This is a genomic window from Alkalicoccus luteus (assembly GCF_052061695.1).
Lineage (GTDB): Bacteria > Bacillota > Bacilli > Bacillales > Salisediminibacteriaceae > Alkalicoccus > Alkalicoccus luteus.
Genome location: NZ_JBPZEY010000006.1, coordinates 159,182 through 170,940, shown reverse-complemented (window position 1 = coordinate 170,940; position 11,759 = coordinate 159,182). Strand labels below are relative to the sequence as shown.

The 11,759-nt window shown below is 48.2% G+C and carries 11 protein-coding genes; 6 read left to right on the top strand and 5 right to left on the bottom strand.

Features of this window, described 5'->3' with window-relative positions:
• Positions 1-2: 2 nt before the first annotated feature.
• Genes ACSZLD_RS10045 through mnhG form a run of 3 tightly spaced genes read left to right on the top strand, consistent with a single transcriptional unit; the run spans position 3 to position 1,100 of the window.
• Positions 3-479 carry a Na+/H+ antiporter subunit E gene (locus ACSZLD_RS10045; RefSeq protein WP_444685095.1) on the top strand — a complete coding sequence of 159 codons (477 nt, stop codon included), beginning with the start codon at positions 3-5 and terminating at the stop codon, positions 477-479.
• Positions 479-766 carry a Na(+)/H(+) antiporter subunit F1 gene (locus tag ACSZLD_RS10040; protein WP_444685094.1) on the top strand — a complete coding sequence of 96 codons (288 nt, stop codon included), beginning with the start codon at positions 479-481 and terminating at the stop codon, positions 764-766. The genes ACSZLD_RS10045 and ACSZLD_RS10040 overlap by 1 nt, the downstream gene beginning before the upstream one ends.
• Positions 750-1,100 carry a monovalent cation/H(+) antiporter subunit G gene (gene mnhG, locus ACSZLD_RS10035; RefSeq protein ID WP_444685134.1) on the top strand — a complete coding sequence of 117 codons (351 nt, stop codon included), beginning with the start codon at positions 750-752 and terminating at the stop codon, positions 1,098-1,100. The genes ACSZLD_RS10040 and mnhG overlap by 17 nt, the downstream gene beginning before the upstream one ends.
• A gap of 60 nt (positions 1,101-1,160) precedes the next feature.
• Here mnhG and ACSZLD_RS10030 read toward each other — a convergent pair whose 3' ends face one another.
• A complete protein-coding gene (locus tag ACSZLD_RS10030) occupies positions 1,161-1,940 on the bottom strand; it encodes a phosphatidylserine decarboxylase (RefSeq protein WP_444685093.1) in 780 nt (259 codons plus the stop codon).
• A gap of 82 nt (positions 1,941-2,022) precedes the next feature.
• Between ACSZLD_RS10030 and ACSZLD_RS10025 the strand changes: the two genes are divergently transcribed.
• Both ACSZLD_RS10025 and deoD read left to right on the top strand, forming a co-directional pair.
• Positions 2,023-4,587, top strand: a complete 2,565-nt coding sequence (locus ACSZLD_RS10025; protein ID WP_377910788.1) for a CBS domain-containing protein — start codon at positions 2,023-2,025, stop codon at positions 4,585-4,587.
• Positions 4,588-4,659: 72 nt separating this feature from the next.
• Complete coding sequence (gene deoD / locus ACSZLD_RS10020) at positions 4,660-5,370, top strand: purine-nucleoside phosphorylase (protein WP_377910789.1); 711 nt, start codon at positions 4,660-4,662, stop codon at positions 5,368-5,370.
• Between the two features lie 75 nt (positions 5,371-5,445).
• Here deoD and lplA read toward each other — a convergent pair whose 3' ends face one another.
• The gene (gene lplA / locus ACSZLD_RS10015) at positions 5,446-6,435 is read right to left on the bottom strand and encodes a lipoate--protein ligase (protein ID WP_377910790.1); all 990 of its coding nucleotides are present in this window, start codon (positions 6,433-6,435) and stop codon (positions 5,446-5,448) included.
• Positions 6,436-6,562: 127 nt separating this feature from the next.
• Here lplA and ACSZLD_RS10010 point away from each other — a divergent pair, with 127 nt between their 5' ends.
• Positions 6,563-7,387 carry an aldo/keto reductase gene (locus ACSZLD_RS10010; RefSeq protein ID WP_377910791.1) on the top strand — a complete coding sequence of 275 codons (825 nt, stop codon included), beginning with the start codon at positions 6,563-6,565 and terminating at the stop codon, positions 7,385-7,387.
• 127 nt (positions 7,388-7,514) lie between these two features.
• On the opposite strand, the gene dapF is transcribed toward ACSZLD_RS10010, so the two are convergent.
• From dapF to ACSZLD_RS09995, 3 genes are all read right to left on the bottom strand, one after another.
• Entirely contained in the window at positions 7,515-8,486 is a 972-nt protein-coding gene (dapF, locus tag ACSZLD_RS10005; protein WP_377910792.1) for a diaminopimelate epimerase, read from the bottom strand.
• 31 nt (positions 8,487-8,517) lie between these two features.
• Positions 8,518-9,492 carry an aldo/keto reductase gene (locus tag ACSZLD_RS10000; protein WP_377910793.1) on the bottom strand — a complete coding sequence of 325 codons (975 nt, stop codon included), beginning with the start codon at positions 9,490-9,492 and terminating at the stop codon, positions 8,518-8,520.
• A 596-nt stretch (positions 9,493-10,088) separates the two neighbouring features.
• Positions 10,089-11,759, bottom strand: coding sequence for a glycoside hydrolase family 13 protein (locus ACSZLD_RS09995; protein ID WP_444685092.1), 1,671 nt, complete (start codon positions 11,757-11,759; stop codon positions 10,089-10,091).

Here is an 11,759-nt window from a genome sequence, read left to right as displayed (position 1 = left end):
TTATGCAATTTCAAATTTTATTAAACATTGTCATTGCGCTTATCTGGATGCTGCTTCAAAACTCGTTCACGTTTGTGCATTTCGTATTCGGGTACATTGTAGGCCTTGGAATGCTCTTCTTTTTGAGACGCTTCCTCCGCTTTGATTTTTATTTCAGAAGAGTATATGCGTTTATGAAGCTGCTTCTTCTGTTTGCCTATAAATTGGTAGAAGCGAACTGGGACTTGGTAAAAATCATTCTCAGACCAAAAATGGACATCACTCCGGGAATTATAGCCGTACCGACGGTCCTTAAAACCGATTGGGAAAAAACACTTCTAGCAAACTTAATTTCTTTAACTCCCGGTACGCTTACGATGGACTTTTCCGAGGATGGCAATACGCTTTTCATACATGCCATTAACGTTCCGGATAAAGAGCAGGCCATTCGGGAAATTCACGAATCATTTGAAAAAGCGATTCTGGAGGTGACGCAGTAATGATTTTGATCACCGCACAGATTACGCTCGTTCTGCTTGCTGTTTCTATCATTCTTTGTGTCGTTCGTCTTGTTAAAGGACCTTCGATGGCAGACAGAGTAGTCGCACTTGATACGATTGGGCTGAACTTAATCGGCTTTATCGGACTGGTCATGATGGTACAGCAAACTATTCTTTATGCAGAGGCCCTCCTGATCATCGCTATTCTTGCCTTTATCAGCACAGTTTCCTTTGCTAAATTCCTGGAAGGAGGGGTTGTCGTTGATCGTGATGGAAGTTCTCGTTAGTCTCCTCCTCATTACAGGCGGTCTGCTGAGCTTTCTGGGGTCGATTGGAATCCTTCGCTTCCCGGATGTTTACGGACGGCTGCACGCTGCGACGAAAAGCGCCACCCTTGGCGTTATTGGTATTTTAACCGGCACCTTTCTTTACTTTTTGGTGATGCACGATATTTTTGTCGGGAAAGTTCTGCTGGGAATCATCTTTGTATTCCTGACAGCTCCTGTTGGGGCCTTCATGATTTCAAGAGCTGCGTACCTAACTGGAGTGCCGCTGTCGAAACTGACAGACCAGGATGATTTAAAGAAAGCCCGCAGTGAGGCAGAAAAAGTTGAATCATAGTGAAAGCAAAAAGGGGAGGCGCCTGTTCTGCGCCTCCCCATCTCTTTATTTTTCTAGTTGTTAACGCTGTCCTTCTACTGCAACTGCTTCCCCCTGTCTCACAAACGTTCCTGCTTCTTTTTTCCATTTAACATCAGGACGCTCGTACAGAAGGACAACACTTGAACCGAACCCAAAGGCTGCCATCTCATCGCCCTTCTCAAATGATTCCTGCAGACTTGAGGGAGTAATACTATTCACATTAAGTGCGCCTATTTTAGCAGTGATATATCGGCCTGCCTCTCCCTCCATTTCCGTCATAAGCCTGTAGTTATCAGCAAGCGGTGTTCGTCCCAGCAGAAACGCCATGTCATTGACTGGCTCGGAATACTCACCGGCGGCCCACCGTCTCAGCACTCGACCAGCCGAAGCAGCATGTATCCGGTGGTATTCTTTCGGAGACAGATAAAAAACTGCAAAGCTGCCGTTCTGGTAACGCTCTGCTGCGCCTGTCACGGCAAGAAGTGTTGCTGCGCTGTGCCTCACTCCCTTTACTTCAAAGGAGCCGTCGCCGCTTAGACTGCCGCATGCAGTTAATACACCATCAACAGGACTTGCGATCGTTTTTTCAAGCATGGTCACCGGCCGGCTTCCTTCCAGCGTCCTGCGCGAAAAAAATTGCTGCAGCGATCGATAGGAGCCGGGATCCTCCAGGTAGTCGGTCATATCGACTTGAAACGTTTTGATAAAGCCGGGAATCAGCAGGCTGCTCGCCCGTGAAGACACGAAAGAACGCAGCAGCTTCGCGTAAAGCGGATTATGTGTTAATTCCAGCATGGTTGTGTAAACTCGTTTATTCATCATCATCACTCCAGCGGTTTCGTATGCTATCCTTATTGTAGCAGAGAACGATCTGATGCGCCTCTGATGAAAGGAGATCGCCATGCAGTTGATCATGTCGCACAACAACCTCGATTTTGATGCGCTTGCCTCCCTGATTGCCGCTAAAAAGCTGTATCCGGAAGCTGAGCCTGTTCTGCCCTCCAGATTGACATCGGAGGTCGAGCATTTTATTACGATTTACAAAGATATATTCCCGTTCATCAAAATTCACGAAGTAGATTGGAGTCGTGTGAAAGAATTGATCCTCGTAGATGCTTCCTATCTGGATCGTCAAGCTGGAGAAGGGGCCGATGCTCTTCCTGTCACGATTATTGATCACCATACGAATGAAAAGGCAGCATTTACGAATGTCCAATCCGTCCAGAACGAGGCCGTCGGAGCCTGTGTTACACTGCTGGCAGAGCATATTCATGCGAGGTCGATTCCCATCTCTCCTTTGGAGGCAACGGTTTTTGCACTCGGTCTTTATTCCGATACAGACTCCTTTACTATCCCGGGGACGACCGCCCGGGATTTAGAAGCCGGTGCTTATTTTCTGCGTGCAGGTGCAAATCTAAAAGTTGTGGACCAGTTCAGAGAAACACCGCTCTCAACTGATCAGCAGCGGCTTTTTCAGGAACTGCTTGAGAATGGCGAACAGCATACAATTGATGGGATTGACATTATGCTTAGTGCTTCTGATCAGGATTACTATACCGGCCACCTTGCGCACATTTGCAAAAAGCTTCTCCAGGTAACCGGTCTGGACGGCGTCATCGTTGTATGCGGGATGGGAAACAAGACGTTTATTACGACGAGAGGCCAATCTGAGCAGGTCGATTTCCGTGCGCTTGTCGATCACTTCGGCGGCGGCGGTCACGCTCAAGCAGCTTCGGCTTCTGTCAAAGGGATGTCTGCGGCAGAAGCTGCCGAGAAGATCAAGTCAAAGCTTGCCGAAGCAGTGGTTCCGGCTTTAACAGCTTCTGATCTTATGTCGTCTCCGGTACGAGTTATCGCGCCGGAAACAACAGTCGAAACGGCTGTCAAGATGATCTACCGATACGGCCACAGCGGTTTTCCGATTGTGGAAGACGACCGTCTGACCGGCATTATCTCTCGGCGGGACCTTGACAAAGCACTTCATCACGGGCTCGGTCATGCCCCGGTTAAAGGGTTCATGCAGCGAAATCCCGTATGGATCGACGGCTCTGTCCGACTCGATCAAATCCGCACGACGATGATGGAAAAACAAATTGGCCGTTTGCCCGTTCTTCAAGACGGCAGACCTGTTGGCATCGTATCCCGTTCTGATATTATTCAGGCCATGCACGGGCGCCAGCCTTCCTCCAGCAGCATCCGCAGTGGAGGACCTGTAAAGCGTCAAGTCGCTAAAACGATGGAAAAGCAGTTTCCGCCTGAGCTGTTAACGATTATCAGCTCTATCCAAAAGCTGGCAGATGAACAGCGTATCCCTGTGTTTATTATCGGCGGTATTGTTCGAGACCTGTTTCTCAACATTCCAAATGAAGATCTCGATATTGTGCTTGAAGGCGATGCTCCCTCTTTCGGCGCTTCCCTCGCTGAAGCCTACGGTGGACGTTTAAAAGTTCACGAAGCTTTTCGTACAGCAACATGGACAACCGTGGAAGGCAGCAAGGTCGATCTGACAAGTGCTCGAACGGAGTACTACGATTTTCCTGCTGCGCTGCCGCGCGTGGAGCTTTCTACGATACGGGAGGATTTGTACCGCCGGGACTTCACGATTAATACGCTTGCGGTTCAGATAAACCGATCCAGGTATGGAGAGCTGACCGATTATTTTAACGGACTCGAGGATCTAACCAACCGAAAGCTTCGCATTCTTTATAACCTAAGCTTTGTCGAAGATCCGACACGTATTTTGCGGGCGGTCCGTTTTGAAACTCGTTTTATGTTCCAAATGGAGGCCCAGACGAAATACTTAGCAGAAGAAAACAAGGAACTGCTTGCCTCTGTCAGCCACTTTCGCCTGTCTGAAGAGCTTTACCGGCTTTTTACGCAAAGTGAACCTTTAAAAGGTCTGGAACGCTTGTTTTCCTTCCAGCTTCAGAAGATTCTTCTGTCCGCTCCGGAAGAGCCAGCAGTCGTCCGTCGCCGGCAGCGCCGTATGAACAGGTACAGACGGATATTTCAACAACAAGGCGTCGCATTTCCCGAAGCGGCGTGGATGGCAACGATGCTGTTCATGACGTCTTCCAGCTCCTCTTCGGTACAGAATGTCCGCTCTTATGCGATGAACCGGCAGGAGGAAAAAGCATGTGATGCATGGCTGTCTCTTTGGAGCTATACAGAAGGAAAAAGGATGCCTTACCGGGATGCTCACGCTGCCGCATCCCACATACCTGACTGGGCTGCTGTCGCCTTTGCAGCATTCTCCGAAGAACCTTCACTTGCCCGCTACGTTTGGAGACGGCTTGATGCGAGGCATGCATTAAAAGGGAAGGATTTGATTGAAGCAGGATTCCATCCTGGTCCGGTTTTTTCAGACATGCTCTTCGAAGCGGAAATGCGCAAGCTTGAGAATCCATCTCTTACGAAAGAAGAGCTGCTTGCTCCATTCATAAAAGCCGGTCATGCCAGCATGTGAGGTTTACCGCCAGTTGCTCTATCTGATAAGATAGCTTAGTAGACCATATTTTTTACGAAAGGGCTGAACACAATGAGTGTACACATAGGCGCACAAAAAGGGGAAATTGCAGAGGCGATTCTGCTGCCGGGAGATCCGCTCCGGGCTAAATATATCGCCGAAAACTTTTTAGAGGACGTCACGCAGTACAATGATGTACGCGGAATGTACGGCTATACAGGGACATACAAAGGCGAACGGGTTTCTGTTCAAGGAACGGGCATGGGTGTTCCATCTATCTCCATTTATGCACACGAGCTGATTAACAGCTACGATGTGAAAAAGCTGATCCGTGTCGGCACTTGCGGTGCTATTCAAAAGGACGTTAACGTTCGTGACGTCATTATTGCGATGAGTGCAGCGACAAACTCCGGCGTTAACCAGCACTATTTCAAAGGAGTTGATTTCGCTCCAACAGCAGATTTCGATCTGTTGAAAAAAGCATACGACGGTGCTCAGGCTCAAGGCCTGAACGTTAAAGTCGGCAGTGTCTTCACTAGCGACGTTTTCTATAATGAGGATGAAACACTGATTCCAAACTTGGCTAAGCATCAAGTGCTTGCAGTGGAAATGGAAAGCTCGGCGCTTTACACGATTGCTGCCCGCTTCCAAGTACAGGCCCTTTCTGTCCTGACGGTCAGTGACCATATTATTACGGGAGAGGAAACGTCCTCTCAGGAACGCCAGGAAACCTTTAATGAAATGGTGCATGTCGCCCTTGCCGCAGCTGTATCTGACAGCTGATCCCCTTTTTTTAACAAAGCAGCCGGTCCAGAAGCAAATCTGACCGGCTGCTTATTGATTTACGCGTTCTGCCTCTTAATAAATTAGATCGATGAATCCTTCACGCGGAACCGGCCCAAAGTAATATGTCATATCTGCATTTTCGACTGCCTGAAGAATCGCATTCCGCTCATATTTGACCCCTCGCAGCTTATCCTCCAGGTCGGAAACTTCGCCAATACCGAAAAAGTCGCCGAAAATTTTAATATCTTGAATCGTTCCCTTCGATACATTTAATCGCACGTCTACGGTGCCTGCGCCTTCAAAACGTTTGGAACGTTCCAGATCAAACTTTGGCGATTTTCCGTAGTTCCAGTCCCAATTTTTATACCGCTTCTCTGCGAGAGCCTCAATAGCTTGCCAATCCTCCCTGCTGAAACGATGTGTCGGAATTTCGGCTCCTTCAAAAATATGATCAAGAATCAGCTGCTTCAGCTTCTCCACGTCGATCTCCTTTTCGGTAAGCTCGTTGATGTTAGCCACTCTCGCTCGGACCGACTTAATTCCTTTCGATCGCATTTTTTCTTCATTGACCTGAAGAGAATCCACAATGTTTTCCATCTTTACATCTACGAGCAGCGTTCCGTGGCTGAACATTTTTCCTTTAGTTGAATACTGGGCGTTCCCCGATATTTTTTTGTCATTTACATGTATATCGTTTCGACCACTCAGCTCCGCATCTATTCCGAGGCTTTTTAAAGCCTCAATTACAGGCTCCGTAAATTTTGCATAGTTGGAAAAGCTGTTGCCATCGTCTTTTGTCAAAAAGCTGAAGCTTAAATTGCCAAGGTCTTGATAGACGGCTCCGCCTCCTGACAGGCGGCGGACGACTTTAATATTGTTCTCGTCGACAAACGCTTTATTGATCTCCTGATGCGTATTCTGGTTTTTGCCTATAATAATACAAGGTTCATTTACGTAAAAAAGCAAGTACGTTTCCTCGGAAGGCAGCGTCTGCAGTGCATATTCCTCCAGAGCGAGGTTCAAACCCGGATCATGAATATTTTCATTATCGATATAGATCATATTATCAGCCTCCTGTTCAGTCTCTATCTATCGTACCATATCTCGTTTGTACCCGTGCTTATTACACCCGCTTGGAAAACGCTTTATGCTATACTGAACTCATTCTGCTTTAGGAGGGAATTTGACCATGGAATTTGTCACATTAAATAATGGAATACGTATGCCGCAGCTCGGTTTTGGTGTCTGGCAGGTGCCCGACGACGAAGCGGAGGAAGCAGTTACGAACGCACTTGAAGCGGGCTACCGCTCCATCGATACGGCAATGATTTACCAAAATGAAGCAGGTGTTGGAAAAGCACTGGCTAACACCTCGATTCCCCGGGAAGAATTATTTATCACAACGAAAGTGTGGAACGCTGACCAGGGCTACGATCAGACCCTGCAAGCGTTCGAAGCAAGTCTGGAACGGCTCGGCCTTGACTACGTAGATTTATATTTAATTCACTGGCCGACGCCTGAATTCGACGAGTACGTCGACACGTATAAAGCACTTGAAGCGCTGTACGACAGCGGTAAAGTAAAAGCAATTGGCGTTTGCAATTTTGATATCGAACACTTAGAGCGGCTGAAGCAGGAATGCTCTGTTACACCGGTCTTAAATCAGGTAGAGTGCCATCCGTTCCTCGCTCAGGAAGAGCTGCGGAACTACTGCGATACGAATAATATTTTCATTGAAGCGTGGAGCCCTCTCATGCAAGGGGGAGAGGTGCTGAACCATCCAGTTGTGCAAAACATTGCCGATGATCATCATAAAACAGGCGCACAGGTTATTCTGCGCTGGCATTTACAGCGGGGTAATATCGTGATTCCGAAATCCGTTACACCTTCCCGTATTGAAGAAAACTTCAATGTGTTTGATTTCGAACTGACGGATGATGAGCTGGAGATTATTAATAATCTGGACAGAGGTGTTCGAAAAGGCCCAAAGCCGGCGGAAATGAACAAGCGCTGATCCGATGATAAGGAGACAGCTTGCTCCCTTCTCCCCCGTTCATGTACTCATAAAAGAAGAAGCAGGCACCTCTCAATAGGTGCCTGCTTTCGTATAGTTATGACTCTCTGCTGATGACTTCCTGAGTTTATAAGGAGCCGGCCTTCTGTCTGGCGTACTTTTCCATGCGTTCGTATGCAGCTGTTTCATCTGGAAACGCCGTATCAACGTTCAGCTGAAAGCCGCTGAAATCCCCATCCTCGACCGTGATGGAGCCTGCCCACTCATACGTGGCATTGCCAATCAACCGCATCTCGTAAGCCTCACCGTGCTTTTCTGGAATAACATGAACCATGCCGCCCGGATTGTAAACCGTGAGCTTGGAGCCGAGCTGTTGTCCACCGTCAAGGCAGCTGACGAGAGCAGATGCTGACATTGCTGTCCCGCAGGCGTTTGTCAAACCTACCCCTCTTTCGTACGTGCGCACAAAAATACTTCCATTCGCAAGCTCTTTTACAAAGCTGACGTTTGTCCCATTTGGAAGCAATTCTTTTAATTCGTTTGCACGCTTTCCACATGCTTCCACTTCTTTATCCTCAAACTGATCGACTAAGGCCACAAGGTGCGGATTCGGCACGGACAAGGCTGTAAAGCGAGCAGTAGGATGAATCTCCGGAATCGCGGCAAGCCTGAGCTCCGACTCTGCTGCGACCGGCACCTCTTCCGGCTGGAAAGAGACCGGCTTGATCGCCACTTCATAGGTAGGAATCTGTTCAAAAACCGGCTCCTGAACCCCTGTAGCAAGCGGAGCTTTCATCGTTTCCACCAGGCTTTTCTGTAAACCTGTCTGCTCCAGAATATAACGTGCTGCACAGCGCAGGCCGTTGCCGCACATTTCCGCCTCTGAACCATCACTGTTCAGCATCCGCATTCGGGCTTTCGTTTCGGAGCCGGGAAGAATAAACAGCACACCGTCCGATCCAATTTTCCCGCCTCTGTCACTTAAGGCTACAGCCAGCTGCTCCCGCATCTCGTCTGTTAATTCCGGATTTTCCGTCCATTCATCGATAATGACGAAATCATTTTTTGATCCATGGCATTTCACTGCTTTTAGCTTCATTAGTACGTTCCTCCTGCATAAAAACTGATAGTTAAAGCTGCACGTCCCAGGACGCATTGGATATCTGCTCTGCTTCATCGTCGGTTAAGCGGACACTCAGCGCTCCTGCATGCTCGATTGCATGCTTCTCAGATGACGCTCCCGGAATAGCAAACACGAGATCCCCGTGATATTGAATCATCCAGCTCAGAACCACCTGGCTGACTGTTGCCTCATATTTTGCTGCTGTTTCTTCAAGCAGCTTCATTAGCGGCCCTGTTTTTTCGAGATAGCCTCTCCGGAAGCGCCCCATCCATTTTCTCGGACCACGTTTTTTCTTAATGGCCTCCGGATCCTGATGGTATTTGCCTGTTAACAGCCCCTGCTCCAGAGGCGAATATGCAATAATGGAAATTCCAAGCTCCCGGCACGTGTCAAAAAGACCATTTATTTCGGCTTTTCGATCAAGAAGGCTGTATTTAATTTGGTTGGAAGCAAGCGGCACTCCCTCAGCATGGAGCGTTTTGTATGCCTCGAGCATTCGCTTTTCAGTAAAGTTTGAAACGCCTATTTCTCCGATTTCCCCTCGCCGCTTCAGCGCGAGCATCGCTTCCATCTCCTTGCGCACAGAAGAAAAAGAAAACGGCTGATGGATTTGGTAAAGCGCGATCGGACGCTGGTTTAAGGCGTCGCGCCTTGCCGCAATTGTTTTCTCAATAGAACGGGACGTCCGTCCCCCAGGCCACCATTTATCTGCAATATAAACCTCATCGAGTCCAGTCTCTTCCTGATCGAGCGCATCTGCAAGGGCACGTTCCGATGCCCCGTTTCCGTAAACCTCTGCTGTATCAAACCAGTTGATTCCTCCCGCCAGCGAGGAACGGACGATTGCCTGCATGTCCTCCGACTCTACATCATCCCAATAGCGGCCAACTGCGTTAGCCCCGCGGCTGAACTGCCAGCAGCCGATTCCAATTGGCGAGAGCATGGGTCCCTCTTTTCCGAGTTTTCTATTCTCATGATTCATACCGGCACCTCCTGCTTTACTAGCACTACTTTATCACGATTCCGTTTCAGATTGCACTTGTGATCCTTAAGCATCCCTGCGGGCAATTTAACATGTTTCGATCGCATTGAATACCGTTTTACGCCATTATAAACCGCCTTCTGCCTTCTTGAGAGATGAACAGCTCAAAACTTGTATGCACCGTATTAACAGCCTGTTTATAAAAATAATACGCCCCGGGTTGACCCGGGGCGTACCGTGTATTAGCAGCAGTCGCTTGCACTATTGTTCATGACCAGTCCGCCGCCGTCCTGCGTTTCTTTATACGCAAGCTCCAGCGCACGTGTGTGTTCATGAACCATTTTTTCAAATGCAACCTGAATGCCGTTTACTTCTTCGATAATATCATCTTCTGCCGGCGCATCCAGCGCCAGTCCAAGCTGAGGGCCTCCTCAGCCCATGCCTGAGGCAAAGATTTTGATGTTATCTGCCTGATGTTCATTCATCAGTTCCTGAATATACGTTTTCGCTTCGTTCGTAATTTGCACGATTATTCACCTCGTTTACAGATCGATTCTTTAAGCATTTTAACAGGTAAACGCTCATCTGACAACTACTCAGCTTCTTTCAGAAAGAACGGCAACAGCCTCATACGGCTGTAACGACATTCGGCCGGATGTCTTACGCTGATAGTTTGAAATCAGCACCGTTCCCTCTCCTGTGTCTACTGGTTCCAAGACTTGATCAGAAAAGCTGCAGCAAACAGTAAGCTGCTTATTACCAAGACGTCTTTTGTATGCAAAAATCGTCTCACTGTCTGGATAAAGCAGCTCATAGTCTCCGTAAACGATAATATCATGCTCTTTACGTAGGCGGATCAGCTTTTGATAGACATAAAACAGGGAATCGGGATCCTTCAGAGCCTGCGCCGCATTTATTCGAGGATAATTCGGGTTAACTGCCAGCCATGGGGTTCCTGCCGTAAACCCTGCATGTTCAGTATCATCCCACTGCATTGGCGTGCGGGCATTGTCGCGGCCTTTGCTATATATTTTTTCCATCAGTGCGTCGTGTGATACGCCGGCGGCGCGCTTTTCCTTGTACATATTTAACGTTTCAATATCCTCGTAGTCGTCAATCGACTTAAAGCGTACGTTCGTCATCCCAAGCTCTTCGCCCTGGTATACATAAGGCGTTCCTCTCATCATATGCAGCATGATCGCTAGCATGGAAGCAGATTGATACCAGTAGGTCTGATCATCACCAAATCTGGAAACGAGACGGGGCTGATCATGGTTATTTAAATACAAGCTGTTCCAACCCTTTTCCATTAGCGCATACTGCCATTTTGATAAGTTTTCACGGAGCTTCGGCATGCTGAAAGGAAGAACGTCCCATTTCCCTCCAGGTCCGGAATCAAGATCCACGTGTTCGAACTGAAAGACCATATTCAGCTCCTTGCGCTCTTCCTCTGTGTAGTCGATCGCCTGCAGCTCATTTACACCAGGCATCTCTCCCACCGTCATCACATCGCGGCCGGCCATAACCTCCGCGTGCATTTCCTGAAGAAATTCATGCATACGCGGACCATTCATAAAGAAATCCGCTCCGGATGCAAGCTCTCCAGGAGCAGCGTGCGGATTATCAGGAAGTCCCGGCTCTTTAGATAGAAAGTTAATGACGTCCATGCGAAATCCGTCTACGCCTTTATCGAGCCACATGTTCATCATGCTGTACACATCTTTCCGCAAAGCATCATTTTCCCAGTTTAAATCCGGCTGCTTCTTTGAGAAGAGATGGAGGTAATATTCTCCTGTCTGCCGGTCATATTCCCAGGCAGAGCCGCTGAAGTTAGACTCCCAGTTGTTAGGAGGACCGTCCTGCTTGCCCTCCCTCCAAATATAATAGTCACGGTACGGATTATCTTTGGAGGAGCGGGACTCTGCAAACCAGGCATGTTCATCGGAGGTGTGGTTGACTACAAGGTCCATTACAAGCTTGAGTCCACGCTTATGCATTTCAGCTAATAGCATTTCCCAATCCTCCATCGTGCCGAATTCATCCATGATGGTGGTGTAGCTTCGTATATCATACCCATTGTCATCGTTTGGAGAATCGTAAACAGGGCTCAGCCATACAACATCTACCCCAAGCTCTTTTAAATAATCCAGCTTCTCTGTTATACCTGGAATATCTCCGATTCCATCCTGATTCGAATCGTTAAAGCTTCGCGGGTATATTTGATAAACCACGCTTTCCTTCCACCAGCGCCGTGTATTTCCTGACAT

What these genes read in the sequence shown, in the direction of transcription:
- ACSZLD_RS10045 (WP_444685095.1), top strand. Translation starts at nt 3, where the DNA reads ATGCAATTTCAAATTTTATTAAACATTGTCATTGCGCTTATCTGGATG.
- ACSZLD_RS10040 (WP_444685094.1), top strand. Translation starts at nt 479, where the DNA reads ATGATTTTGATCACCGCACAGATTACGCTCGTTCTGCTTGCTGTTTCT.
- mnhG (WP_444685134.1), top strand. Translation starts at nt 750, where the DNA reads ATGGAAGTTCTCGTTAGTCTCCTCCTCATTACAGGCGGTCTGCTGAGC.
- ACSZLD_RS10030 (WP_444685093.1), bottom strand. Translation starts at nt 1,940, where the DNA reads ATGAATAAACGAGTTTACACAACCATGCTGGAATTAACACATAATCCG.
- ACSZLD_RS10025 (WP_377910788.1), top strand. Translation starts at nt 2,023, where the DNA reads ATGCAGTTGATCATGTCGCACAACAACCTCGATTTTGATGCGCTTGCC.
- deoD (WP_377910789.1), top strand. Translation starts at nt 4,660, where the DNA reads ATGAGTGTACACATAGGCGCACAAAAAGGGGAAATTGCAGAGGCGATT.
- lplA (WP_377910790.1), bottom strand. Translation starts at nt 6,435, where the DNA reads ATGATCTATATCGATAATGAAAATATTCATGATCCGGGTTTGAACCTC.
- ACSZLD_RS10010 (WP_377910791.1), top strand. Translation starts at nt 6,563, where the DNA reads ATGGAATTTGTCACATTAAATAATGGAATACGTATGCCGCAGCTCGGT.
- dapF (WP_377910792.1), bottom strand. Translation starts at nt 8,486, where the DNA reads ATGAAGCTAAAAGCAGTGAAATGCCATGGATCAAAAAATGATTTCGTC.
- ACSZLD_RS10000 (WP_377910793.1), bottom strand. Translation starts at nt 9,492, where the DNA reads ATGAATCATGAGAATAGAAAACTCGGAAAAGAGGGACCCATGCTCTCG.
- ACSZLD_RS09995 (WP_444685092.1), bottom strand. Translation starts at nt 11,759, where the DNA reads ATGTCAGGAAATACACGGCGCTGGTGGAAGGAAAGCGTGGTTTATCAA.